The organism is Nocardia alni, from assembly GCF_019038435.1.
Taxonomy (GTDB): Bacteria; Actinomycetota; Actinomycetes; order Mycobacteriales; family Mycobacteriaceae; genus Nocardia; species Nocardia alni.
In genome coordinates, this window is sequence record NZ_JAGPOX010000109.1 from 1 (window position 1) to 25,676 (window position 25,676).

Annotated in this window: 22 protein-coding genes; 16 read left to right on the forward strand and 6 right to left on the reverse strand. The window is 67.6% G+C overall.

Going from position 1 to position 25,676, the window contains the following annotated elements:
- From JZ791_RS31755 to JZ791_RS31790, 8 genes are all read left to right on the forward strand, one after another.
- On the forward strand, window positions 1–633 hold a 633-nt coding region (locus tag JZ791_RS31755), incomplete at its 5' end, for a hypothetical protein (protein WP_254206676.1).
- The gene (locus JZ791_RS31760; RefSeq protein ID WP_216899480.1) at window positions 630–1,064 is read left to right on the forward strand and encodes a ferritin-like domain-containing protein; all 435 of its coding nucleotides are present in this window, start codon (window positions 630–632) and stop codon (window positions 1,062–1,064) included. The genes JZ791_RS31755 and JZ791_RS31760, both read left to right, overlap by 4 nt.
- Window positions 1,065–1,204: 140 nt before the next feature.
- A complete protein-coding gene (locus JZ791_RS31765) occupies window positions 1,205–2,611 on the forward strand; it encodes a nucleobase:cation symporter-2 family protein (protein WP_216899481.1) in 1,407 nt (468 codons plus the stop codon).
- A 52-nt stretch (window positions 2,612–2,663) separates the two neighbouring features.
- A complete protein-coding gene (locus JZ791_RS31770; RefSeq protein ID WP_216899482.1) occupies window positions 2,664–3,557 on the forward strand; it encodes a fumarylacetoacetate hydrolase family protein in 894 nt (297 codons plus the stop codon).
- 21 nt (window positions 3,558–3,578) lie between these two features.
- Entirely contained in the window at window positions 3,579–4,697 is a 1,119-nt protein-coding gene (gene atzD, locus JZ791_RS31775) for a cyanuric acid amidohydrolase (RefSeq protein ID WP_216899484.1), read from the forward strand.
- Window positions 4,694–5,347 carry a GntR family transcriptional regulator gene (locus JZ791_RS31780; RefSeq protein WP_308163192.1) on the forward strand — a complete coding sequence of 218 codons (654 nt, stop codon included), beginning with the start codon at window positions 4,694–4,696 and terminating at the stop codon, window positions 5,345–5,347. The genes atzD and JZ791_RS31780 overlap by 4 nt, the downstream gene beginning before the upstream one ends.
- Window positions 5,347–6,822, forward strand: a complete 1,476-nt coding sequence (locus JZ791_RS31785; protein WP_216899485.1) for a dihydroorotase — start codon at window positions 5,347–5,349, stop codon at window positions 6,820–6,822. The genes JZ791_RS31780 and JZ791_RS31785 overlap by 1 nt, the downstream gene beginning before the upstream one ends.
- Window positions 6,822–7,565 (forward strand): maleate cis-trans isomerase family protein, encoded by a 744-nt coding sequence (locus JZ791_RS31790; protein WP_254206677.1) that lies wholly within the window; start codon window positions 6,822–6,824, stop codon window positions 7,563–7,565. The genes JZ791_RS31785 and JZ791_RS31790 overlap by 1 nt, the downstream gene beginning before the upstream one ends.
- 303 nt (window positions 7,566–7,868) lie before the next feature.
- Here JZ791_RS31790 and JZ791_RS31795 read toward each other — a convergent pair whose 3' ends face one another.
- Complete coding sequence (locus JZ791_RS31795) at window positions 7,869–9,626, reverse strand: proline--tRNA ligase (protein ID WP_216899489.1); 1,758 nt, start codon at window positions 9,624–9,626, stop codon at window positions 7,869–7,871.
- A gap of 147 nt (window positions 9,627–9,773) precedes the next feature.
- On the opposite strand from JZ791_RS31795, the gene yaaA reads away from it, so the two are divergent.
- The 3 genes from yaaA to JZ791_RS31810 are packed head-to-tail and all read left to right on the forward strand — an operon-like array spanning window position 9,774 to window position 13,119.
- Entirely contained in the window at window positions 9,774–10,517 is a 744-nt protein-coding gene (yaaA, locus tag JZ791_RS31800) for a peroxide stress protein YaaA (RefSeq protein WP_216899491.1), read from the forward strand.
- A 55-nt stretch (window positions 10,518–10,572) separates the two neighbouring features.
- Window positions 10,573–12,702: a three-helix bundle dimerization domain-containing protein gene (locus JZ791_RS45405; RefSeq protein WP_254206679.1), complete on the forward strand. Its 2,130-nt coding sequence runs from the start codon at window positions 10,573–10,575 to the stop codon at window positions 12,700–12,702.
- Window positions 12,703–12,744: 42 nt separating this feature from the next.
- Window positions 12,745–13,119, forward strand: coding sequence for an ankyrin repeat domain-containing protein (locus tag JZ791_RS31810; RefSeq protein WP_216899519.1), 375 nt, complete (start codon window positions 12,745–12,747; stop codon window positions 13,117–13,119).
- 40 nt (window positions 13,120–13,159) lie between these two features.
- Here JZ791_RS31810 and JZ791_RS31815 read toward each other — a convergent pair whose 3' ends face one another.
- Both JZ791_RS31815 and JZ791_RS45410 read right to left on the reverse strand, forming a co-directional pair.
- Window positions 13,160–13,609, reverse strand: coding sequence for a nucleoside deaminase (locus JZ791_RS31815; RefSeq protein WP_216899492.1), 450 nt, complete (start codon window positions 13,607–13,609; stop codon window positions 13,160–13,162).
- A gap of 214 nt (window positions 13,610–13,823) precedes the next feature.
- Window positions 13,824–15,635: a PucR family transcriptional regulator gene (locus tag JZ791_RS45410; protein ID WP_254206680.1), complete on the reverse strand. Its 1,812-nt coding sequence runs from the start codon at window positions 15,633–15,635 to the stop codon at window positions 13,824–13,826.
- 109 nt (window positions 15,636–15,744) lie between these two features.
- Here JZ791_RS45410 and JZ791_RS31825 point away from each other — a divergent pair, with 109 nt between their 5' ends.
- The 3 genes from JZ791_RS31825 to JZ791_RS31835 all read left to right on the forward strand — a co-directional run bounded on the left by JZ791_RS31825 (window position 15,745) and on the right by JZ791_RS31835 (window position 20,039).
- Window positions 15,745–17,235, forward strand: coding sequence for a CoA-acylating methylmalonate-semialdehyde dehydrogenase (locus tag JZ791_RS31825; protein WP_216899494.1), 1,491 nt, complete (start codon window positions 15,745–15,747; stop codon window positions 17,233–17,235).
- 16 nt (window positions 17,236–17,251) lie between these two features.
- Window positions 17,252–18,637 carry an aspartate aminotransferase family protein gene (locus JZ791_RS31830; RefSeq protein ID WP_216899495.1) on the forward strand — a complete coding sequence of 462 codons (1,386 nt, stop codon included), beginning with the start codon at window positions 17,252–17,254 and terminating at the stop codon, window positions 18,635–18,637.
- Window positions 18,638–19,043: 406 nt separating this feature from the next.
- A complete protein-coding gene (locus JZ791_RS31835; RefSeq protein WP_254206681.1) occupies window positions 19,044–20,039 on the forward strand; it encodes an SMP-30/gluconolactonase/LRE family protein in 996 nt (331 codons plus the stop codon).
- A 10-nt stretch (window positions 20,040–20,049) separates the two neighbouring features.
- Here the strand turns inward: JZ791_RS31835 and JZ791_RS31840 are convergent, their stop codons facing one another.
- From JZ791_RS31840 to cobA, 3 genes are all read right to left on the reverse strand, one after another.
- On the reverse strand, window positions 20,050–20,730 hold the full coding sequence (locus JZ791_RS31840) for a Uma2 family endonuclease (protein ID WP_216899497.1): 681 nt from the start codon (window positions 20,728–20,730) through the stop codon (window positions 20,050–20,052).
- A gap of 195 nt (window positions 20,731–20,925) precedes the next feature.
- Window positions 20,926–22,374, reverse strand: coding sequence for an MFS transporter (locus JZ791_RS31845; RefSeq protein WP_254206682.1), 1,449 nt, complete (start codon window positions 22,372–22,374; stop codon window positions 20,926–20,928).
- 310 nt (window positions 22,375–22,684) lie between these two features.
- Window positions 22,685–23,956, reverse strand: a complete 1,272-nt coding sequence (gene cobA / locus JZ791_RS31850) for a uroporphyrinogen-III C-methyltransferase (protein ID WP_216899499.1) — start codon at window positions 23,954–23,956, stop codon at window positions 22,685–22,687.
- 143 nt (window positions 23,957–24,099) lie between these two features.
- Between cobA and JZ791_RS31855 the strand changes: the two genes are divergently transcribed.
- A complete protein-coding gene (locus JZ791_RS31855) occupies window positions 24,100–25,065 on the forward strand; it encodes a poly(ethylene terephthalate) hydrolase family protein (RefSeq protein ID WP_216899500.1) in 966 nt (321 codons plus the stop codon).
- Between the two features lie 19 nt (window positions 25,066–25,084).
- Window positions 25,085–25,660 (forward strand): hypothetical protein, encoded by a 576-nt coding sequence (locus JZ791_RS31860; protein ID WP_216899502.1) that lies wholly within the window; start codon window positions 25,085–25,087, stop codon window positions 25,658–25,660.
- The last annotated feature ends 16 nt before the right edge of the window (window positions 25,661–25,676 follow it).

Genomic DNA, 25,676 nt, shown 5'->3' on the forward strand with positions numbered 1-25,676 from the left:
CGCCCCACCGGCTCACCGCCGCCGGGCCGCCCGCTCTCGGTCCCCGGGACGGTGCCTGGCACGATGTACCGCGTGCCGATCCGTCATCTCGTCCCGCCCCCGGGCCGCATCCGACCTCGCGACGCTTCGACCGACGCCGACATGTCCATGCTGGACCGCCGCGCGCTGCTGCGGGTCGCCGGCGGCGGCGCGTTCGCGATCGCGACGCTGAGTGCGGCCGCCTGCGCGCCGGACCAGCCCAAACAGCCGGATTCGTTGCTGCCGCACGAGGTTTCGGCACGTACCGATGCGGTCTGGGCACAGGCCGCCGCCGCAGCCGCACCGGACAAGGCCGCCGCGCTGACCGTGATCGCCACCCAGCGCACCGCGCACGCCGACGCCCTGCGCGCCGAGATCAACAGGGCCATCGGGGTATACGGCGACGGCACCCTGCCCAAGTCCCCTACTCCGCAGGTGGTCCCGCCGCCCGCGCCGAATCCGCCGCCTACGGCCGCCGCGGTGCACGACCGGCTCACCGCCGCACAGAAGTCGGCGGCAGCGGGAGCGGCGGCCGATTCCGCCTACCGGGCCGGATTACTGGCCTCGATCAGTGCGTCCTGTGCGAGCCAGGCGGGGGTGTTGATTCCCTCATGAGCAGCGTTGACCAGCAGGCGCTCACCGACGCGTTGAACGCCGAATACGCCGCCGTCTACGGCTACGGGGTCATCTCGGCCTACGCGGCCGCCGATCGCAACAAGATCATCCTGGAGTTCACCGCGGCCCACCGCGCCCGCCGCCAGTCCACCATCGACGCCCTGAAGGCGATGGACGCGCCGGTGCCCGGCCCCGCACCCGCCTACCCGCCGCCGTCCCCGGTCAACAATCCGATTCCAGCCGCGAAGTTCGCCGTCACGGTCGAGTCCGACACCGCCATCGCCTGGCGTTCACTGGTGGAGCGGACCGATTCCACCGAACTGCGCCGCATGGGCGTCGAAGCATTGACCGATTGCGCGGTGCGCCTGGCCACCTGGCAGCAGATCCTGGGCACGAGCCCGGCGACCTCGGCTTTCCCCGGAAGGGCCTGACGGCCGCCCGCATTCGGCGGGCGGCGTGAAATCTGTTCGTCTCGTACTGGTTACGGGAGGAAAGATCATGGAAACGCTCGGGTAATACCGTCGCGAGACGCTTGGGATCCCAAATCGTTCGGCAGAACCCAGGTAAGTCCATGATCACTCTCCCGCGCTCCCTGCGGATCCGGCGCAGTACCAGCGAGCATCCCGTCGACGAGATGCTCCCGCTCACCCAGCTGCTGGCCCTGGGCACCCAACACATGCTCGCGGCCTACGCGGGAATCGTCGCGCCGCCGTTCATCATCGGCACGGCGTTGCATCTGCCGACCGCCGACCTGATCTTCCTGATCAGCGCCAGCCTGCTGGCATCGGGCCTCACGACGGTGTTGCAGACTCTCGGCATCTGGCGGATCGGCGTCAGACTTCCTCTGGTGCAGGGGGTTTCATTCTCGGGCATCGCCTCGATGATCGCGATCGGCAAATCGCATGCCACCGGCACGGACGCGATGCGCGTCATCGTCGGCGCGGTGATCGTGGCCTCGGCGCTGATGTTCTTCGCCGCGCCGCTGTACAGCAAGCTGCTGCGGTTCTTCCCGCCGCTGGTCATGGGCGCGGTGGTGACGGTGATCGGGATCAGCCTGATCCCGATCTCCATCGGCTGGTTGCAGGGCACCCAGGGCACACCGCAGTTCGGGTCCGCGACGAACGTCGTCATCGGCATCGTGACACTGCTGCTGACGCTGTTCATCACCAAATACGTACCGGGCTTCACCCGGCGGATCGGCATGCTGGTCGCGATGGCCCTGGGAACGCTGATCTCGATTCCGTTCGGGCTGGTCGACTTCGGGAAAATGGGCAGCGCCCGGATCTTCGCCGTGCCCACGCCGTTCCACTTCGGCATGCCGCGCTTCGACGTCGCCGCGATCATCTCGATGGTCATCGTGATGCTGGTGATCATGACCGAGACGACCGCCGACATGCTCGCGATCGGCCAGATCGTCGAACGTCCGCTGACCCCCGCCGACATCGCCGACGGCCTGCGCGCGGACTGTCTGGGCTCGGTGGTCAGCGGCGGGCTCAACGGGTTCCAGGCCAGCGCCTACGGCCAGAACATCGGGCTGCTGGTGATGAGCCGGGTCAAGAGCCGCTTCGCGGTCGCGGCGTGCGGGCTGATCCTGGTCGCGCTGGCGCTGTTCCCGGTCGTCGGGGCCCTGGTGGCCATCGTGCCGCTGCCGGTGCTGGGCGGCGCGGGCATCGCCATCTTCGGTCTGGTCGCGGTGAACGGCCTGCAGACGCTGGGCCGGGTGGACTTCCACGACGAGCACACCGGCGCGGTGAACGCGCTGATCGTGGCGGCGACGCTCACGATGGGGATTCTGCCGATCGCGGCGCCGAACTTCTACGCGCACTTCCCCTCCGGGGTTCAGACCGTCTTCGGTTCCGGCATCGCCTCGGGCGCGATCACCGCTATCGTGCTGAACCTGCTGCTCAACGAGCTGAAAATCGGGCGGCGACGCGCTGATACGCAAGAGCCCACCCCGGATCCGGCACTGCCGGCATAGCTCCTTGCGCGATTCGCGAATCCACCGTATTTCACAGAGAGGGAACCGGACCATGAGGTTCGTGACATTCGCCCATGCCGGAACCGCTCGGCTCGGCGTGCATATCACCGAGGACGAAATCCTGGATCTGACCGGTATATCCGGTGGCGACCCGGCCTTCGCCTCGATGCTCGCGTTGATCGACAGTGGTGCCACGGCGTTGAAACAGGCACGCGCATGGGTTGATTCGGCCGATTCCGCGTACATCGTCCGTCTGGACGAAGTCGGACTGCTGGCACCGATACCCCGGCCGCGCAAGAACGTGTTCTGTGTGGGCCTGAACTACGTCTCGCACGTCGAGATGAACGCGCGCGCACTGGGTTTGCCGATCGAGATACCCGAGATCCCACTGTTCTTCGACAAACCGGTGACCGCCGTCGTCGGGCCCGGTGCGCCGATCATCCTGGATCCGCGGCTCACCGCACAGCTGGACTACGAGGTCGAACTGGCGATCGTCATCGGGCGCGGCGGCAGCTGGATCAGTGAAACCGACGCGCCCGACCACATTTTCGGCTACACCCTCGCCAACGACGTGTCCGCCCGGGATCTGCAGTTCCGGACCAGCCAGTTCCTCTACGGCAAGGGCCAGGACTCGTACTGCCCGATCGGTCCGGCGATCACGACACCCGACGAGGTCCGCGACCTGAGCGAGGTGACGGTCGAACTGCTGGTCAACGGCGAAGTGCGACAACAGGAGTCGGCGGGAAACATGCTGTTCTCCCCCGCCTCCGCGATCAGCCGGCTGTCCCAGGGGATCACCCTCGAACCTGGCGACATCATCACCCTGGGCACCCCGGGTGGATGCGGATATCAACTCACCCCGACCGCGTTCCTGCGGCACGGCGACATCGTGGAATGCCGTGCCACCGGCATCGGGCACCTCGCCAATCCGGTCACCGCGATCTGAGAATGGAAGGGAGACAACACCATGCACGTCGGTGTGCACAGACTGTCCATGGCCCATCCGGGCGATGTCGGTGCGTTGCGGGCACTGGTCGAATCCGGCGGGATCGATCCGGCCACGATCGTCGCGACGATCGGCAAGACCGAAGGTAACGGCGGCGCCAACGATTTCACGCGTGCGTTCGCCACGAACAGCTTCGCGCAATATCTGTCGAGCGTGCGCGGGCAGACACCGCAGGAGGTGGAGGAACAGATCGCCTTCGTCTGGTCCGGCGGCTGCGAGGGCGTGCTGTCGCCTCATGTCACGGTGTTCACCCGTGCGGATTCCACGCACGAATCCACCGACGGCACAAAACGACTGGCGATCTCCGTACAGCGCACCCGCGATCTCGCGCCCGAGGAGGTCGGCCGCGTCGCCACGGTGTTCGAGGTGGCCGAGGCGGTGGGGCGCGCGCTGGCCGAGTTGCGCTGCGAACCACAGGATGTGCACTATGTGCAGGTCAAGGGTCCGCTGCTGACCCCGGCGAGTATCGCCGCCGCGCACGCGCGCGGTGTCGAGGTGGTCACGACCGATCCCAACCGATCGAAGGCCTACGCCCGGGGCGCCACGGCGTTAGGGGTTGCCCTGGCACTGAAAGAGATTCCAGCAGAGGCGGTTACCGATGACGTGATCGCGGGCGACATGTCCCTGTACTCCGCGGTGGCCTCCACCTCGGCGGGCGGCGAGCTGGTGGCCGCGGAGGTCGTGATACTGGCCAATTCTATACATTCGACCAGCGAATTCCGCATCGGGCACGGCGTGCTGTCCGACGCGATCGACCTGGCCGGGGTGCGTTCGGCCCTGCGCGATGCCGGGCTGGCATTCGACTGCGAGCCCGATGATTCCGCCAGGGCGCGGATCGCCGCGGTCTTCGCGAAGGCGGAGGCGCCGGTGGGCGGGGGGTTGCGCGGGCAGCGGACCACGATGCTCTCGGACGCGGATATCAACTACGAGCGCCATTCCCGCGCCGCGGTCGGCGCGATCATCGCCAGTCAGACCGGTGATCCGCGGATCTTCGTCTCGGGCGGAACCGAACACCAGACGCCGCCGGGGCAGGCGCCGATCGCCGCCATCGTCGCGGTCGAGCCGGAAGGTCGGTCGTGACGCAGGAGCCCGAGCAAGCGCCGCGGGCGGTTCCGCTGCGCGTGGCGATCCGGGATACGGTGCGCACCCGGATCTTCGAGGGCTACTACCCGGTCGGTGCCCGTCTGATCGAGCGCGACCTCGCCGCCGAATTCGGCGTCTCGCGGCTGCCGGTCCGTGAGGCGGTGCGCATGCTGGTCCAGGAGGGACTGCTGGCCGAGCGGTCCACGCGCGGCGCGATAGTCGCGGATCTGACCGAACAGCAGGCCCGGGACCTGTTCGATGTTCGCTCCGCGCTGGAGGTGCTGGCCTGCCGCCTGGCCACGCAGCGGGCCACGCCCACGGATATCGCGACACTGCGCGGCCTGGTCGACGCCGCCGCGAAGGCACTGGCCCGCAACGATATCGACGCGGCGCACCGGGCGAACAGCGCGCTGCACGACGAGGTCACCGCGATCGCCGGAAATCCGTTCCTGCGCACCGCGCTGGAACCACTACAGGGCCGGATGCACTGGCTGTTCCGGCATGTCACGGACATGTCCGAACTCGTGGAGGAGCACCGCGCGCTCGTCGAGGCGATAGCCAGCGGCGATCCGGAACGCGCGGTCGCCCAGTCCGCGCACCACGTCGGAAAATACCGCGACCAATATTCCGCCGAGGAGGGACAGTGATGCCGGATCTCGTTGTGGCGCACGGGCTCGCGGTTGATTCGACCGCCGCCGCCCCCGCGCATATCGTCATCGACGACGGGCGGATCACCGCACTCATCGACGTGCGCGAACCGGTCCCGGAGGCCGAGCAGGTGATCGATGCCGCGGGGCGCGTGGTCATCCCGGGCGGTGTCGACGGGCACTGCCACGTCGCCCAGATCACCGGCCCCTACCGGACCCTCGACGACTACGCAATCACATCGGTCGCGGCGCTGTGGGGCGGCACCACCACGATCATCGACTTCGGCATACCGAGTGATGCCACGCAGACTCCACTCGAGGCTGCCGAGAACAAGATCTCCCTCGCCCGCGACGCCCGTTGCGACGTTGCCCTGCACGGGTCGGTGATCAGCTGGGACCCAACGGTTCCCGAGCAGCTGACCCGGCTGGCGGAACTCGGCGTGCGATCGGTCAAGCTGTATATGACCAACCGCGGCACAACCATGGCCGACAACGACACAGTGCTGCGGGTGATGCGGGAGATGGTCCGGCTCGACGGATTGACCTACGTGCACGCCGAGCACGACGCGATGATCGTCGACTGCACCGAGCATCACGCGGCCGCCGGGAACATGGGCATCCGGCACCTGCACCACACCCGCCCGGAGCTGGCCGAGGAGACCTCGGTCCGGGAGGTGCTCGGCATGGCCGAATACACCGGAGCCCCCGTCTATTTCGTACATCAATCGACGCCCGGGGCGGTCGATCTGGTGCGGGCGGCGCGAGACCGTGGCCTGTCCGCGCATTCGGAGACCTGCCCGCACTACCTCGTCCTGGACGACGGGGTGTACGCCTCCGCATTCCCGGAATGGTTCGCCTGCTGTCCGCCGATGCGATCCGCGCGAACTGTGGCCGCGCTGTGTGAGCGCTACGCGCAGGGGCATATCGATACCGTCGCCAGCGACCACTCCTGCTACGACCTGACCCAGAAACGCGTGCACGACACCGATATCCGGCAGATGCCGCACGGCCTACCCGGGGTCGAGACGCGCATGCAGGTGGCGTTCACCGCCCTGACCGAGGCGCTCGGCGACCCGTGCGATCCGGAGGTGCTGCGACGATTCGCCGAGATCTTCGCCGCGGCGCCCGCCCGGATCAACGCGATCCCCGGCAAGGGCGCGCTCGCTCCCGGATACGACGCCGACCTCGTCGTCTTCGACCCGGCCGAGTTGCGCCGGGTCTGCGCGACGGACCTGCACCAGGGCACGGACTTTTCCCCGTTCGACGGCCGCATGCTGCGCGGCTGGCCGCAGGTGGTCGTGAGTAGTGGTCGAATTGTGCTGCGGGATGGAGAATTCCACGATCCCGGCCCGGTCGGGCGGTTCTTGCGCCGCCGCGGCTACCGGCAGATGAACGCGTCGGCGACGACCGGCACGCTGACCACAACGCCGATGCCCTTCAGTACGTCGACGGCATCGAACGCCGGAGGCCGATGATGCGAGAAGAACGCCCCGCGCGGATCGGGATGATAGTCCCGTCGTCCAACACCTGCCTGGAACCGATGAGCGCCCGAATGCTCGGCGGCCGTGCGGATGTCACCATCCACTCCACCCGCATCCCGGTCACCCGGATCGCCCTGGACACCGGCTCGGACGGACAGTTCGATATCGAGCCCATGCGCCGGGCCGCCGAACTCCTCGCCACGGCCCACGTCGACGTCATCGCATGGAACGGCACCTCGGGTTCCTGGCTCGGCCCCGACCACGACCGCGCCATCGTCGCCGACATCACCGCGACCACCGGAATCCCAGCCACCACATCGACACTGGCCTATCTGGAGGCCGCCCACACCTTCAATCTGACCACCCTGGGCCTGCTCACCCCTTACACCGAGGACGTGAACGCCCGAATCATCGCCGCCTACGCCGCTGAGGGCATCGATATCGTCGAGCACCGAGCCCTCGGGCTGAGCGACAACGAATCGTTCGCGCGTGTCGAGCCCGCACGACTGGTCCCCTTATCGCGCGAGCTGGCCAGGCCACGCCCCGACGCACTGGCGTACCTGTGCACGAACATGTACGGCGCACCGATCACCGCCGAGGTCGAGGCGACCACCGGGGTTCCAGTGCTGGATTCGGTTGCCGTGACATTGTGGCGATGCTTGCGTGCACTCGGTCTATCCGCGCTGGCCCCACGCTGGGGCCGGTTGCTCACCTCCACATCGCAGCTACCGCGCTGAGCTTTCCGACGTGATGAGCGACAAGCCGGGCCTCTGGGATCCACTGACGCCGCCGCGCTCGAGTCGCCGTACGAGAAGCCCAGCACCCGCTCCTGGACTTTGATTCGCCTCACCGCGGGCACGATCTCGTCGACCACCTGCTCGTCGGCGGGCGCTCGGCGAAGTTCCATGCGGCGGCCGATAGCCTGTACCAGCTGACCGGTGTCAAGCCGGGCTGGAGCGGTGCGACTGGCCTGCGATCGGTTCAGGAAAACCCCGGCGGAATACACATCCGGACGGTGAGGTGGCGCTCGGGCAGCGGGCTCAGCCGCGGACCTTGGCCAGTACCGCCTCGACCGCACCCTCGGCCGGGATCTCGTCGCTGGTCCCGGCGAAGCGGTCGCGCAGTTCCACCTTGCCTTCGGCCCAGCCGCGGCCGACGATCAGGACCAGGGGCATGCCGAGTAGTTCGGCGTCCTTGAACTTCACTCCCGGGGATGCGGTGCGGTCGTCCAGCAGGACCTCGAGGCCTTGTGAATCCAGTTGGGCGGCAACCTGTTCCGCGCCCGCGCGGGCGGCGGCGTCCTTGTTGGCGATGACCACGTGCACGTCGAACGGGGCGACCTCGCGCGGCCAGCGCAGGCCCTTGTCGTCGTGCATCTGCTCGGCCAGCACCGCGACCATGCGGGAGACGCCGACGCCGTAGGAGCCCATGACCAGGCGCACCGGCTTGCCGTTCTCGCCGAGCACGTCTACCTCGAAGGCGTCGGTGTACTTGTAGCCGAGCTGGAATATGTGGCCGATCTCGATGCCGCGCGCGGCCGCCAGCACGCCCTTGCCGTCGGGCGAGGGGTCGCCGTCGCGGACCTCGGCGGCCTCGATGGTGCCGTCGGGGGTGAAATCGCGCCCGGCGACCAGGCCCACCACATGCTTGTTCGGTGCGTCCGCGCCGGTGATCCAGGACGTCCCGGTGACGACGCGCGGGTCGACCAGATAGCGAACGCCGTTGTCCTGCAATCCCTTCGGGCCGATATAACCCTTCACCAGGAAGGGGTTCTCCTTGAAGTCCTGCTCGGTGAGCAGCTCCACCTCGGCCGGTTCCAGCGAGGCGCCCATGCGCTTGTCGTCGACCTCGCGATCGCCGGGCACGCCGATGCCGAGGATTTCGGTCTTGCCGTCCGGGTGCCGCAGTTTGACCATGACGTTCTTGAGCGTGTCCGCGGCGGTGACCGGGCGGCCGTACTGCTCCGCGATACCAGCCGCGTTGGCCCAGTCGACCAGGGTCGCGATCGTGGGCGCGCCGGGGGTGTCGTGGACCTTGGCGGCGGCCAGGCCCGCCAGCGGAATCTCCGCCGGCGGGGGCGTGACGACGGCCTCGACGTTCGCCGCGTAGCCGGACTCGCGGCAGACCACGTAGGTGTCCTCGCCGACCGGGCTGTCGGCCAGGAATTCCTCCGACGCACTGCCGCCCATCGCGCCCGAGGTGGCCGCGACGATCACGTACGTGACGCCGAGGCGGTCGAAGATGCGCTGATATGCCTTGCGGTGCGCGTCGTAGCTGACCTGGAGTCCGGCCGGATCGAGGTCGAAGGAGTACGAGTCCTTCATGACGAACTCGCGCCCACGCAGGATGCCCGCGCGGGGACGCTCCTCGTCGCGATACTTGGTCTGGATCTGGTACAGCGTGACGGGCAGATCCTTGTACGAGTTGTACTCGCCCTTCACGGTGAGGGCGAACAGCTCCTCATGAGTGGGTCCCAGCAGGTAATCGGCCTTCTTGCGGTCCTGCAGCCGGAACAGCGCGTCACCGTATTCGGTCCACCGGTTGGTGGCCTCGTACGGCTCGCGCGGCAGCAGCGCGGGCAGCGAGATCTCCTGGGCGCCGATCGCGTTCATCTCCTGGCGCACCACGTCCTCGACCTTGCGCAGCACCCGCAGCCCCAACGGCAACCATGAATACACGCCCGGCGCGATGCGGCGAACGTATCCCGCGCGCACGAGGAGTTTGTGGCTGGGCACCTCCGCGTCGGCGGGGTCGTCGCGCAGGGTGCGCAGGAACAGGTGCGAGAGACGGGTGATCACGGATGCACAGCGTAGCTGTCGTCCCGGCGATGCCGACAACGCATCAGACCTAACAGACCACGCGTCGCACCGGCCGAGCTCGTCTATCCCGCCGACCGATAGTCCCCTCAACCGAATCCGTCGCCCACGCCGGTACCGTATCGCCTCGTGCTGGTGATCTTGCCTCCCTCCGAAACCAAGTCCGATGGCGGCGACCTGGGTCCGCTCGACCTGGACTCGCTGTCGTTGCCACAGCTCACCGCCGTCCGCGACAAGCTGGTGACCGAGCTCGTCCAGCTGTCCGGCGACCCGGAGGCCGCACGCGCGGCGCTGAGCCTGGGCAAGGGCGCCGACGCGGAGATCGCCCGCAACGCCGCCCTGCGCACCTCCGCGACCCGGCCCGCGCTCGAGCGCTACACCGGGGTCCTCTACGACGCGCTGGACGCGGGATCGTTCACCGCGACCGAACGCGCGAAGGCGCGCGAGCGGCTCGCCATCGGTTCGGCGCTGTTCGGGGTGGTGCGCGCGGACGATCCGATCCCGGCGTACCGCCTGTCCGGCGGATCCAAGCTGCCCGGCCACACGACGCTTGCCGCACTGTGGAAACCGGTCCTGACACCGGCACTGCGCGAGGAGGCCGCCGGGCAGCTGGTCGTGGACCTGCGCTCGGGCGCCTACGCGCAGCTGGGCCGCATCCCCGGCGCCGTCACCGCGACCGTGCTGACCGAACGCCCGGACGGCACCCGCACGGTGGTCTCCCACTTCAACAAGCACCACAAGGGCCTGCTGGCCCGCGCGCTGGTGTGCAGCCGGGCCGAACCCACCGATATCGCCGGTCTGGCGCGCGTCGCCGAGAAATTCGGGTTGCACGCGGAAATCGCGTCCTCCTCCGAACTGCTGGTGCTCACCTGAACCCATTCCGGCGGGCTCGATCGTCTCTCCGAGATGAATTCCGAGTAGCGCGGAATTGAACGATAAGGTTCTGGGCGGCATCCAGTTTCGCAAGATCCGGCAAAGTCCGAGTATATCCGCAGCACAGCGCCTCGTAACACATTGTTGCGCTTGGGAAGTTGCGCCTTTAACCCGTACTCTCAGCGCAGGTACCGGCATGCGCCGGGCGACAATTCGTGATGTCGAGGAGCACGGCGTGGGTGCCGATACCCAACGTGAAAACATGGACGCACACAACGAAACAGCCTCCCCGGACGACGGTTCGGCTCCCGCGGACGGCGAAAACCCTGAGAGCAGAACGTCTTCCGATGTCCCCGAGGGCAGTACGTCTCATGAAGGTGTGCAGACTCCCACCGACGGCGCGGCGCGCGAGGCCAAGGCACTGGAAGAGCTGGCCGATCGGCTGAACAAGGAGTATGCGCACTCCGAACAGAGCGTCGCGAGTGCGATCGATAAGGCGCTCGCCCGCTTCCACGGGCATGCGGTCCGCGATTTCGTCCCGATCCTGGTGGAGCGGATCGCCCGCCGGGAATTGGAAGGCAAACCGGAGGAGAGCGTCGCCGAGAGCACCTCGAGTCCGGCCGATACGGGCACGGCCGCCGCGGACGCGATCGAGCCGGAACCGACGACTCCGGACACGAGCGATCCGGACACGGAGGATACCGCCGCGACCGATCCGGATACGACCGAGACAGCCACAACCACCTCGGACACAAGCACCCCGACCGCGACCGACACGCCTACAACCGATCCGGACACGAGCGATCCGGACACGAACGCCACGGCCATAGCCCATCCAGGCACGAACGATCCGGACACCAGCGATATCGCCGCGATCGATCCGGACGCCGGCGGTCCGAACACATCCGAAACAACTACAACTACCCCGACCACGACCGAAACAGCCGCAACCGAGCCAGACACGAGCGATCCGAACATGAGCACTCCAGGCACAACCGATCCAGGCAACAGCGATCCGGGCAACACGAGTCCTGAACCCACTGCAATCGCGGACAGATTGCGTTCCGGCGCAAGAAATCTCGTCCGCGGTCCATTGACCGGCGCCCACATCCTGGTTTCGGCGCTGGTGGCGATCGTACTGATTCTCCTGTTCGTGCACCCGCACACCACCGGTAAATCAAACGAAAATAACACTGCCACATCGACTTCCGTGGTAACAGTGCACGGCGTGGTCGGCTCGGAGAAGCTGGCCTACTTCGGCGATCCGAAGGTCATCGACGCACTGGCCCGGCACGGGCTGCGGGTGCAGGTCGAGCCCGCCGGGTCGCGTCAGATCGCCACCTCGGTGAACCTGGGCAAATACGATTTCGCCTTCCCGTCGAGCGAGCCGGCCGCGGAAACGATTCTGCGCGAACGCAATCTGACCACCAAGTACACACCGTTCTCCTCGCCGATGGCGATCGCGACATTCAAGCCCATCGTCGATCTGCTGACCGCGGCCGGCGTGGTGCGGCCGGGCCCGGTCCCGACCCTCGACATGAACCGCTACCTCCAACTGGTCGACACCGGAACGCAGTGGAATCAGTTGCCCGGCAACACCACCTACCCGGTGCCGAAGAACATCCTGGTTTCCACCACGGATCCGCGTACCTCCAATTCCGCGGACATGTATGTGGCGATCGCCAGTTACGTCGCCAACGACAACACGATCGTGCGCGGCCCGGTCGCGGAGGCCAACGCGGTGGACAAGATCGCCAAATTGTTCGTCGGACAAGGATATTCGGATAATTCCAGTGCGGGTCCGTTCGATCAGTACCTGTCCGCGGGCATGGGCCCGACCCCGATGGTGCTGATCTACGAGGCTCAGTACGTGGAGGCCGCGGTCGCGGGCCGGATCACCCCCGACATGGAGTTGCTGTACCCGTCCCCGACGGTGCTGTCGCGGCACACCCTGGTCCCGCTCGACCCCGCGGGCGACCGGCTCGGCCGCCTGCTGACCAGCGATCCGGAGCTGCAGGCACTGGCCGCCCAGCACGGATTCCGGACCGATGATCCGGCCCAGTTCACGAAGGTGACCACCCAGCACAACGTCCCGGTCACCCCGCAGGTGACGGACGTGGTCGACGCGCCCGCCTACGACACCCTGCAGCACCTGCTGGACGGTGTGTCCAAGGCCTACAGCTGAGGATCCTGAGGTGGTAGAAGTGAACGGGTGGACACCGACGGTATGGATCCAGAGCTGATCGAGCTGGCGGGCCGGGTATTCGACCTGGCCCGCACGGGTGACGCGAGCGCGCTGGGCGCCTATCTGGACGTCGGTGTGCCGGTGAATCTGACCAACGACCGCGGTGATTCCCTGCTCATGCTGGCGGCCTACCACGGCCACCTCGACGCGGTCACCGTCCTGCTCGACCATGACGCCGACCCCAACCGCGCCAACGACAAGGGGCAGACCCCCGCCGCGGGCGCGGTCTTCAAGGGTGAGGACGATATTCTGCGCGCTCTGCTCGACGCGGGCGCCGATCCGGATGCCGGGACTCCGTCCGCCCGGGATTCGGCCACCATGTTCGGCAAGACGGAGCTGCTCGAGCTATTCGGCTAGCGCTCACCACGCGACGCGGCGGGCCGGCCGATGGCGGCGTCTACTCCACGACGCCGATGTCCTCGTACCAGAGGTCGGGCCGCTCGGCGATGAACCGCGTCATCATGTCCACGCAGCGCTGATCATCGAGGACCGCGATCCGCACCCCGTGCTCGGCGAGCCAGTCGTGGCCGCCGGTGAATGTGCGCGACTCCCCCACGATGACCGCGCCGATGCCGAACTGCCGCACCAGCCCGCTGCAATACCAGCACGGCGACAACGTGGTGACCATGATCGTGTCGCGGTAATCCCGGCGCCGCCCCGCGGCGCGGAAGGCGTCGGTCTCCGCGTGCACGCTCGGGTCGTCGGCCTGGACACGTCGATTGTGCCCGCGCCCCAACAGATTTCCCGCCGAGTCGAACAGCGCGGCCCCGATGGGGATACCACCCTCCGAGAGTCCGAGCCGTGCCTCGTCGAAGGCCGTATCCAGGAGTCGTTCCGCGCTGATCATGATCACATCCTGCCCTATGCGCCGACTGCTCGTGCGTCTCCTCCAGGACCGTACGACCCAGCAGTGGGTACCGGTCCGGATCGCGGCGCTCCGGATACATCGCACAGCCCGAGCCCAGCACCGCGATCGCACACACCGGCGGCACCACGATCGCGGGCGAGGGAATGCCGCCGCGACGTGAAGCGAGGTTACGACCGCAGACGGCTCGTTCACCTCACGAATCATTCAGGCGCACACCGAGATCCCGGATCAACAATGCGGTGTGCAACGACGTGCGGATCTCGCCGTCGTCCAGATCCACCCCGAGGATGCGTTCGATTCGTGCCAGCCGATCGTAGAGGGCTGGGCGCGAAATGCTCATGCGCCGTGCGAGTTCGGTCTTGTTGCCCGCCATATCCAGGAAGCCCCGCAGCGTACGGGTCAGGTCGACGCGGTGCCGAATGTCGTGGTGCAGCAACGCGCTCAGCTCGGTCTCCGAAAACCGCTGCACGCCGGGCTCATTGCGAATCAGCGACAGCAGACCACGCAGCCGGACGTCGCCGCTTCGGTAGAACGGCCGTGGCACAGTCGAATACGGTGAGTTCTGTGATTTCAATGACAACGCGACCTCGGCGACATGCGCGGCATTGGCGAGTTCGCGCGCGGTGTCCAGCAGCGACTCCGATTCCGCGCCGACCCCGATCGCCACCCGCTCCACCCCTTCGGCACGCCGCACCTCGGCGGCGATCGCCGTACAGACCTTCGCCAAGCGTGGGTCCAGCTCACCGCCGCGCGTCAGCCCCAGAATCAGCGTGATCCGCCGGTCGTCGGCCGCACCCAAGGCAGTCGCCCGGCCCAACGCCACCCCGTGCCCGGCTGCGTCCAGCAGGGCCGCCGCGCGCCGTTCCCGCGCCACCGGATCCGATCCGCCCGCGCCCCCTTCGATCTCACGCGCAGTCCCATCGACCCCGTGCCGCGTCCGGCCGATCGAAAGCCTCGTCTCGCTGGTCACACGCCGTGCTCGGTCGGTCGACTGCCCTCCCCCACCGGTCACATCTCCGGCTCCTCCATCAGGCGCATCCCCTGTCCCGCCGATCGAATGCTCCACCCCGGCCGTAAGTCCCCTCCCACCGTCCACTCGGACCACAACAGGCACATACCGGGCGCGGCGGGCCAGTCCCAGGGTCGCCGCCCGACCCATGGCCTCTCGTTCGTCGACGACGCGACCGGCGACCATGTCTTCGATGAGCCCGGTCTGCGCCTGTCGATGCAGGCCGAAGCGGTCTCTTTCGATCATCCGGTGCAGGGTCAGCGTCTGTGCGGCGCGTTCGAGCACCATCCGGGCCCGCTCGCCGGGGATATGGTGCGAGCGCAGGATCAACCGCCCCCACCGCTCGGTATGCGGGCCCACCGGGACCGTGGTCGAATCCTCCGGCAGCAACCGCGAGGTGGTCTCCCAGTACTCCAGTAGCGCCGCCGCCGAGGTGTGGCGGGCGGTCAGGGCCAGCACCCGGTGCGAAAGATCCTCCAGTACCACCGACGAATCCAGCAGGTTCGCCGCGGTTGTCACGATCTCGTCGAGCGCGGCGCGGCGCACGCTCAGCGCGGTGAAGGTCTCGTGCACCGACCGGGCGAACTCCAGTTCCGCGTACTGATCGGCGACGATGAGGCGGTGGACCGCCTCGGTGACCTCCACGAACCGGGTGATCCGACGCAGCGCGACCACCGGGAATCCCAGGCGGTCGGCGGTGGCGGCGACGAACGGCGTGAGCTCCCCGACGGAGCCGCCCAGTTCCACCACCAGACCGGAAACTCCGGCCGCGGCCAGCGATTCCAGATAGCTTTCGGTCGCCGGGACGCCGCAGGCCAGGGGCTGGCCGGTGGTCAGCACCAGCTCGCGGCCCGACAGCACAGCCGCCACGTCGGCCAGCTCGCTCACGTGTACCCAGCGCACCGGACGGGTCAGGCCCTGCGCCCCGCCCACCACGTCCGGATCTCCGGCGCGGACGACGGGCATATCGAGGACCTCGGCAACCGTGGGCAACATCCGACGAATCGTAATACATAGTCACGCATTGCCGACGTTCTGTCGGCTCGCATTCCCCTCGGCGTGCGCCAGAGTAGGAGGTGACAGGTCCGTTCCATCGAGGAGTGAAATGCAGACCATCGCGCATTGGGTCGACGGCAAATCGTTCGCCGGTACCAGCGAGGCGACCTCGCCGGTCACCAACCCGGCCACCGGGCAGGTCAGCGGCACGCTCACGCTTGCCGACGCGGCCGATGCACGGGTGGCGGTGGACGCGGCCGTGGCGGCGTTCCCGAGCTGGCGGGACGCCTCGCTCACCCGGCGCACCCAGGTGCTGTTCCGTTTCCGCGAACTGCTCAACGAGCGCAAGCACGAGTTGGCCGCGATCATCACCGCCGAGCACGGCAAGGTGCTCCCGGACGCGCTGGGCGAGGTGACGCGCGGCCTGGAGGTCGTCGAATTCGCCTGCGGGATACCGCATCTGCTCAAGGGTGGATTCACCGAGAACGCCTCGACCCGGGTCGATGTGTTCTCCGTGCGCCAGCCCCTGGGGCCGGTGGCGATCATCTCGCCGTTCAACTTCCCGGCGATGGTGCCGATGTGGTTCTTCCCGGTCGCGATCGCGGCGGGCAATACGGTCGTGCTCAAGCCGAGCGAGAAGGATCCCTCGGCCGCACTGTGGCTGGCGCGGCTGTGGACCGAGGCGGGGCTGCCCGATGGGGTGTTCAACGTGGTGCAGGGCGATAAGGTCGCCGTGGACGAACTGCTGGACAACCCCGGGATCCGGGCGGTGTCGTTCGTCGGGTCCACACCCATCGCCCGGTACGTCTACCAGCGCGGCACCGCCACGGGGAAGCGGGTGCAGGCCCTGGGCGGGGCCAAGAACCACATGGTCGTGCTGCCGGACGCCGATCTGGGGCTGGCCGCCGATGCCGCAGTGAACGCCGGATTCGGTTCGGCCGGTGAGCGCTGTATGGCGATCAGCGTGGTGGTGGCCGTCGGGAATATCGCCGACGATCTGGTCGCCGCGATCAACCAGCGCGCGGCGACGATCAAGACCGGTGACGGCACCCGCGAGTCGGATATGGGCCCGCTGGTCACCCGGGCACACCGCGACAAGGTCGCCGGGTATATCGCGGCGGGCGAATCCGAGGGCGCCACAGTGGTTCTCGACGGACGCTCGGTGCAACCCGACGGCGCCCAGGACGGATTCTGGCTGGGCCCGACGCTGCTGGATCACGTCGATCCATCGATGAGCGTCTACACCGACGAGATCTTCGGTCCGGTCCTCGCGGTCGTTCGCGTCGAAACATATGACGACGCACTGGCTTTGATCAACGACAACCCCTACGGCAACGGCACCGCGATCTTCACCAACGACGGCGGCGCGGCCCGGCGCTTCCAGAACGAGGTCGAGGTCGGCATGGTCGGCATCAACGTGCCGATCCCTGTTCCCATGGCCTACTACAGCTTCGGCGGCTGGAAGGCGTCGCTGTTCGGCGACTCCCATGCGCACGGCACGGACGGTGTGCACTTCTTCACCCGCACCAAGGCCATCACCGCCCGCTGGCTCGATCCCAGCCACGGCGGACTGAACCTCGGCTTCCCCCAGAACAGCTGATACGAAAGGCGATCCGATGACGGCGGACAGCACCACATTGCCCAATGGCCTGAGCGTCGAGGAGGCGCGGGCCGAGGCCGAGCGCGCCTGTGAACTCGACCGCGCGCATGTATTCCACTCCTGGTCGGCACAGAAGAAGCTCACGCCCATGACGGTCACCGCCGCCGACGGTTGCTACCTCTGGGACGGCGAGGGAAATCGGTTGCTCGACTTCTCCTCTCAGATGGTGAACACCAATATCGGCCATCAGCACCCGAAAGTCGTCGCGGCCATTCGGGATCAGGCCGCGAAGCTGTGCACGATCGCGCCCCCGCACGTGAACGCGGCACGGTCGGAGGCGGCGCGATTGATCGCCGAGCGCACGCCGGGCGAGCTGAACCGCATCTTCTTCACCAATGGCGGCGCGGACGCCAACGAGCACGCGGTGCGCATGGCGCGGCTGCACACCGGCCGGCACAAGGTGATGGCCCGGTACCGCTCGTATCACGGCGGGACCGACCTGGCGATCAACCTGACCGGTGATCCGCGACGCTGGCCCAACGATCGCGGCGCCGACGGTGTGGTGCACTTCCACGGCCCGTTCCTGTACCGCTCCCAGTTCCACGCGGAAACCGAAGCGCAGGAATGTGATCGAGCGCTGGAGCACCTTGCCCAGACCATTGCCTTCGAGGGGCCGGACACGATCGCGGCGATCATCCTCGAGTCGGTGCCGGGTACCCCGGGCATCATGGTGCCGCCGCCCGGATATATGGCGGGCGTGCGGGAGCTGTGTGACCGGTTCGGAATCGTATTCATCGCCGACGAGGTGATGTCCGGCTTCGGCCGCACCGGAAAGTGGTTCGCCATCGAGCATGCCGATGGTCCGGTCGTCCCGGACCTGATCACCTTCGCCAAGGGTGTCAACTCCGGATATGTGCCGCTGGGCGGTGTCGCCATCGCCCCGCACATCGCCGCGACCTTCGACGAGCGCGCCTTTCCGGGCGGGCTGACCTACTCCGGCCACCCGCTGGCGACCGCGGCGGCGGTGGCCACCATCACGGCGATGAGCGAGGAAGGGATCGTCGAGAACGCCGCCGAGATCGGCGCCCGGGTGCTCGGCCCCGGACTGCGCGAGCTGGCGCAGCGGCATCCGAGCATCGGTGAGGTGCGCGGCCTGGGCGTGTTCTGGGCCCTCGAACTGGTCCGCGACCGCCGGACCCGCGAACCGCTCGCACCCTACGGTGGCACCAGCCCCGCCATGAACGAGGTGGTCGCTGCCGCCCGCGCGGCGGGTCTGCTGCTGTACGTGAACTTCAACCGCCTGCACATCGTCCCGCCGTGCACGATCAGCGAGGCCGAGGCGAAGGAGGGGTTGACGATCCTCGACGAGACGCTGACCGTCGCCGACGCGCACACGGTCTGAGCCGACCATCTGCCGGCATGTCGTTCCGGTGCGCGAACCGCCCGAGATCTCCCCGAGTACAACGGGATTCGGCCAGCCCCCGACACACTCCGTCATCTCCGCGAAAGCAGGGATCCATACACTTGTGCAGCCGTACCGCGGCCGCGCACCCGTGACGCCTATGGATCCCTGCTTTCGCCGAGGTGACGGCAGGAGTGCACGCCTCGGGTCTGACCTGACCGTCGTATCGCCGACGTCGACCTGGCTTGCACAAGGCCGCTTGCCGTCGACCCCGAGAAGTTTCGTCCCCGCCCGGGCCCCGTAGTCGGTCGCGACGGCGGCGGGATTGTCGGCCCCAGCGCGACGCAGCAGCGGGGGTGCTGCCAAATCGTGCCGCGGCGGGCGATGGCGGCGGTACGGTTCGCCTATGCCGCTACAGCCTCAGCGCTGGACGCCTCCCAAGGCTCCCGCGCGCGCTCGGGAGTCCCGCAGTGTGCCGCCGATGCCCGTGCCCCGACTGCTCGAACTCCCCGGTCCTGTTCCCGAAGATGTGGTGCTGGCGGCCGATGGGCGGGTCATCACCGGGATCAGCGGCGGGCCGATCCTGGCGGTCGACCCGAGCGACGGCGCGGTCGAGCAGATCGCGCACACCGGAGGTCGGCCGCTCGGGCTGCACGCCGAGCCGGACGGTTCGCTGCTCATCTGTGATTCCGAGCGCGGGCTGCTGCGGTTGGACAAGCCGCACGGGCAGTTGGAGACGCTCGTCGACGAGGTGGACGGGGAGCGACTCACGTTCGCCAGCAACGTGGTCGCCGACACCGATGGCGCCATCTACTTCTCCGCCTCCACCCGGCGCTACAGGTTCGACAACTACATGGGTGACTTCTACGAGCACTCCGGCACCGGCCGCCTGTTTCGCCGCACACCCGACGGCCGGGTCGAAACCCTTGTGGACGGACTGCAATTCGCAAATGGCGTAGTGCTCGCACCCGACCGCTCGTGCGTCCTGGTCGCCGAGACCGCCGCATACCGCGTCGCCCGATACCATCTGTCCGGCCCGCACGCCGGAACCACCGACTACCTGGTCGAGAACCTGCCCGGATTCCCCGACAACATGGGTCTTGGCAGCGACGGCCTGGTCTGGGTCACCCTGGTCACTCCTCGTAATCCGTTGCTGGACATCCTCCTTCCGCTCCCCGGGTTCCTGCGCAGCATCGTGTGGGCCATCCCCGCCTCGCTGCAGCCCAAGCCCGCCCGAACCGCCTGGGTCCAGGCATATTCGTTCGACGGTGCCCTCACCCACGATCTGCAACGAGAGGGTGACCACTACGCCCTGGTCACCGGTGTAGTCGAACACAACGGCACCCTCTACCTCGGCGGCCTGTCCGCCCCGGCGATCGCCGTAGTGCAGATACCGCAGTAGAAGCCTTGGGCTATCCGTAGCACTGCGGGCAGCGCCGTCGCGACCTCATCGCCCGGAGACCATCGCTCGGACCGTGTGTACGCCGGGCCGCCGAATCGGAGGGTGCGCAGGCGCGAGCGCGAGCGGCCGACAGGTCGATCCGAATGCGGTACGGCACTGTGGTGGCCAGGGTTTCGGTGTGAACGAAGGTGGGTGCGGGAACGTACTCACCCGATTCGTGGTCGAGCCAGTACTGGTAGACGATGGGGCGCTCGTCGTGCCCGCGCTCCACGCGCCAGTAGTTGGAGATTCCGGCGGCGGCGTAGAGGCGCGGTTTGCGGAACCAGTCGTCGCTCAGCGTAGCGGCGGAAACGATCTCAACGACCAGCGCCGCCGCGGAGGCCGAGAGACATTGCGTACCATACAGATTTGCTTCCGCCTCGTCGATGACCGCGATATCCGGGCGAACGACGTCGAGTTCGTCCAGGTACAGACATCGATCGGTGACCACCGCATAGGGCGCCCGCAGCGGCTGCCCCAGACTCGCCGCGATCGACTTTCGAATGCTCCTGTGCCACTGGTCGATTCGCCCTCGCACGATGAGCCGACCCTCGATCAGCTCCCAGTCGTACGGCACCTCCACCTCGCCGACCTGCGCGGAGGTCCACCCTCGGGATATCGCTCGAATCCCGTCGACCAACTCTGTGACCATGATCCCCTCCTGATGCCCCAGCGGGAGCCTCCCTGCAACCCCCGATGCACCCCACGCTAGCCCCGAATCACGAATAATCCCAGCTAGAACCCGCAAACGCACCCCTTACCGGAATACGCACCCCGTGCAGACCGCACGCACCCTTCCGAGCATCCGAAATTCCGGCCGACACGGCCTTTGGCGCGATCGGTGAACTCAGGACTGCTGCGATTCCTTCTCCGCGTCCTGCGCCTCAGCGAGCTGCTCGGGGGTGTACCGCAGGATGAGACCGAACAGCCCGACGGCGATCGCGCCGATCCCGCACAGGAACAACACCAGCGTGTATCCACTGCTGAGCGCCGTGATCTCGTGCGGCGTCATATTCGCCGCGCGCCCGGTGCGACCACCCATCGCCAGCGTGCGCGAGGCCGCGACCGGACTGAGAATTCCCACCGCGAGCGGGGTCCCGAGGTTGAACAGCATCTGCCCGATCGCCGACAGCGGCCCCACATCCGACACCGGCACCCCGACCAGCAGGCACAGCGGCGCGACGACGATCACGATGCCCACGCCCACTCCGGCGACCACCAGCAACGCCAGCAGCGTCGGGAAATAGTGCGCGCTGCTGTCCAACGTCGCGCCGTACAGCCCGGCCGCACCCAACAGCACCCCGGAGGCGGCGTACAGCCATCGCGGCTTGACCTTCGTGACGGCCTGGCTGGCCACACCGCTGCCCACCCCCGCGCCGAGGGTGAACGGAATCGACGCCACACCCGCCACCAGCGGGCTGAAACCGATGATGTTCTGCAGGAACTGCGCGACGAAGTAGGTCATCGCGCCGAGCACTCCCGACCCCAGCAGCAGAGCCGCGAAAATCGCGGCGCGCTGCGGATCATGGAACAGCGTCAACGGCAGCACGGGATTCTCGGCCAACCGCTCGGCCAGCACGAACACCACCAGCAATACCAGTCCCGCGACCAGCGAACCGATGATGAACCATGAGCCCCAGCCCATTTCGGGCCCCTCGGTCGCACCGAACACCAGGCAGGCACAGGCGAGCGTGCCCAGCACCGTACCGCGCACGTCCAAGGGCAGTCGGTGATGCGCGGAGCCGTGCAGTTTGTAGACCGCACCGAGCACGATCAGCGCGCCGATGGGCACATTGATCCAGAAGATCAGCCGCCAGTCCAGCTGGGTCAGCGCACCGCCGATGACCAGCCCGCCGACCGATCCGACGGCGACCATCGAACCGAAGATCGCGATGGCCTGGTTGCGCACCCGCCCCGGCGCGTACGTGCTGACCACCAGCGCCATCGCCGATGGCGCCGCGAGCGCCGCACCCGCACCCTGTACCGCGCGCGCGCTGATCAGCATCGCCTCGCCCTGCGCCAGCCCGCACACCATGGAGGCGAGCGTGAACAGCGAGACGCCGAGGATCAGCATGTTCTTGCGCCCGTACATATCGCCGATCCGCCCACCGAGCAGCATCAGCCCCGCGAAGGTCAGACCATACGCGGTCACCGTCCAAGCGCTGCCCGAACTCGAAAGCCCCATCTGCTCCTGCAACCGCGGGAGCGCGAGTATGACGATGCTGCCGTCCAGCACCACCATCAGATTCAGCCCGCTGAGCACCAGAATCGGCAATCCGAAAGCCCGCGTCGTCATTGGATAGTCCATCGTCACAGCAGGGTTATCGGGCACAGTCAGCCACTGTAACCGATCCTGTGAGTATCACGAACGCACCTGTTTCTTGTACCACCCGGGGCCACCGTCACATGTGCCCGACCCCGGTCCGAACTGGCTGGGCACGAGGGCTCGCAGCGCCCTGAACGAGGTAGCGACCGGACCTATGATTCGGCGCACATGGTCGTTGCGTTCGTATGAAACGTACGGGCGGCCTTCGAGTCGACGCCGAGCCGGACCGGACCGCGAACACCTCGTATCGGACCCGCGCGGCACGTGCGGCGGTCCGAGTTCAGCGCGAGGTCGACGACGCGGACTCGGTACTCCGCGTCACGTTCTGGTCGAAGCCGGCGGTCGGGCCGATGACGACGATCGCGGGCGGGCGAATCCCTTCGGCGCGAACGCGTTCGGCGACGGTGGACAGGTCGGCGCGCAGCACGCGCTCGGTGCGCAGGCTGCCCTCCTGGATCACGGTGACCGGCGTGTCCGCAGCGCGGCCGCCGTCCAGCAGTGCCGCGGCGAACTTGTCGACCCGTTCGACGGCCATCAGCAGGACCAGGGTGCCGCGCAGCCGGGCCAGCGCGGGCCAATCCACCAGCGAGTCCGGGTGATCGGGTGCGACATGCCCGCTGACCACCACGAATTCATGGGTGACCCCGCGATGCGTGACCGGGATGCCGGCCAGCGCCGGTACCGAGATGGCACTGGTCACGCCGGGCACCACGGTGACCGGCACACCCGCGGCGACGCACGCCTCGAGCTCCTCGTAACCCCGACCGAAGACGTAGGGGTCGCCACCCTTGAGGCGCACCACGAATTTGCCCGCCTTCGCGCCCTCGATCAGCGCGCTATTGATGGCCTCCTGCGCCATCGCGCGACCGTAGGGGATCTTGGCCGCATCCACGACCTCCACGTCGGGTGATAGTTCGGCGAGCAGTTCCGGCGGTGCGAGCCGATCGGCCACAACGAGATTCGCGCGGGCCAGCAGCCGCCGCCCACGCACGGTGATCAGATCCGGGTCGCCGGGCCCACCGCCGACCAGTGCGACACCGGGCGTCGCGGGCGCGGAATCGTCGGTGACCACGCCCGACTGCAACGCCTCCAGGAGCGCGTTGCGCACGGCGGCCGAGCGGCGGTGGCGGCCCCCGGCCAGCACACCGAGGGTCATCCCGTCGTACCGCGCGGTAGCGGGGGTGACCGCCGTGCCCAGGCGGGCGTTGTCGGCGCGCACGCAGAAGATGCGGCGGCGGGTGGCCTCGGCCACGACGGCGGCATTGGTATCGGGCTCGTCGGTGCAGGCCATGGCGTACCAGGCTCCGTCGAGGTCGCCGTCGGCGTAGTCGCGCAGGATGAGGCCGATCTGCCCGGAGGTGGCCATCGCCTCGACGGCCGGTGTGACAACCCGGCTGATCACGTGGACGTCGGCGCCGGAGGCGATGAGCAGCCCCAGCCGCCGCTGGGCGACCGTGCCTCCGCCCACCACGACGACACGGTGACCTGCGAGATCGATCCCGACCAGATAATTCGGGTCACCCGGTTGCTGGTCATTTTGCGTGTTCGGCACAGGTTTCGAGCCTACGGGCCACGCCGGAGGCTGTGACAACCACCTCCGCGCATACCCTCCCTGCGCCCCGCCGGGAACCGAGCCGACACTCTGAACTGCACACCAGAGGGCGAATGGAGGGCTATCACTCTATGCTGCCGGGCATGCGGAGGTTCACGGTTCAACTGGTCGCGGTGCTCGCCTCGCTCCTCTGTGCGATGGCACCGGCTGCCTTCGCGAATGCCGACACGCCCTACCATCCGGCGGGGTCGATCGAGGCCGAGTACACCCAGCCCGGCCCGTACGCGGTGACCTCCCAGTTCGGCTTCGGCTGCTGTGACAGCACCGGCGCGAAGTACGACATCTGGTATCCCACCGATCTGGGCAACACCCGCCATCCGATCCTCACCTGGGGTGACGGCACCGCCGCGGTGCCCCGGCAGTACGACTACCTGCTGCGACACCTGGCGTCCTGGGGCTTCGTGGTGGTCGCGACGGAGAACCAGAGCACCGGCACCGGCGAGGACATCATCGGCGCCGCACGGTATCTCATCCAGCGTGCGACCGATCCGTCCAGCATCTTCCATAATCGGCTCGACACCGCCGCGATCGGCGCGGTAGGGCATTCTCAGGGAGCGACCGGTTCGCTCAACGCACTCGCCCGATCGGGCGGATTGATCAAGACCGCTGTCCCGATCGAGCTGCCCATCCAGGCACTGTGCTTCACCCCGGGCGGCTGCGCCCAGGTCAACGAGATTCACGGCGGATCGATCTTCTACGTGAACGGGTCCGCCGATACCCTCATCTCCCCGTCCGATCCGTCACCGGTGAGCCCACCCGGACTGCAATCGATCCAACAGTTCTACGACGCCACCCCCGCCGGGGTGACCAAGGCGTGGGGCACCCTGGTAGGCCCCAACCACAACGACGTACAGGGCCGGCCCGACTGCGCGAACGCATCGTTCCCGTGCACGTCGGGCGTCTACGGCTACCTCGGCTACCCCACCGCCTGGCTCCTCGCCCAACTCCGGAACGACCCGGCCGCCCGCGCCGCCTTCACCCCCGGCTCAGGCGAGTTCTACCGCTCGAACCCCCACTGGACCAACCAGATCGGCGCGATCGCGAAGTAACATCTCGCCCCTGCCACGGGTGGAGCGCGACAATCATGTCGTGCCGCCGTCGACGCCCGATCCCCGGAAAAAGCTCGAAGCTCTCGTAGCCGAGCTACGTGGTCAGTGCCTCACCGCCGTCGTGTATTACACGTTTTCCGCAATTGAGGATGCCGCGCTGGCCGAAGAGTGGGATTTCGGCGACTGGCACGAGCCGACGATGGGCGTCGAGCTGATCACCTCCGCGGGTCGGCGATACTCGGCGATCTGGAACGACACCTTCAACGACTTCGGCATCGAGATTTTTCCGAAGCCGATGGACGAGTTCCTCGGCGGGACCGTCGTCGCGGTGCCGGTATCCGACCACCACCGCTGGACCGGGCTGATCGGTAAGAAGATCATCGCTGCCGATATCTGCTGGCGCCATTATCCCGACACCGCTATCCCAACGCCATTGGCAATCCGACTCGGCTTCCGAAAGGGCGTGGTCTGGATTGCGGCAGGGATCTCGCACAACCAAGGATCGTCAACGAACTTCCAACTCGGCAGCGACGACGTCATGGTCGTGTTCACCCAGGAAATGAGCTCACAGATCGGCATTCCGGAGACGCCTTGAGCCTTGCCGCAGCCAC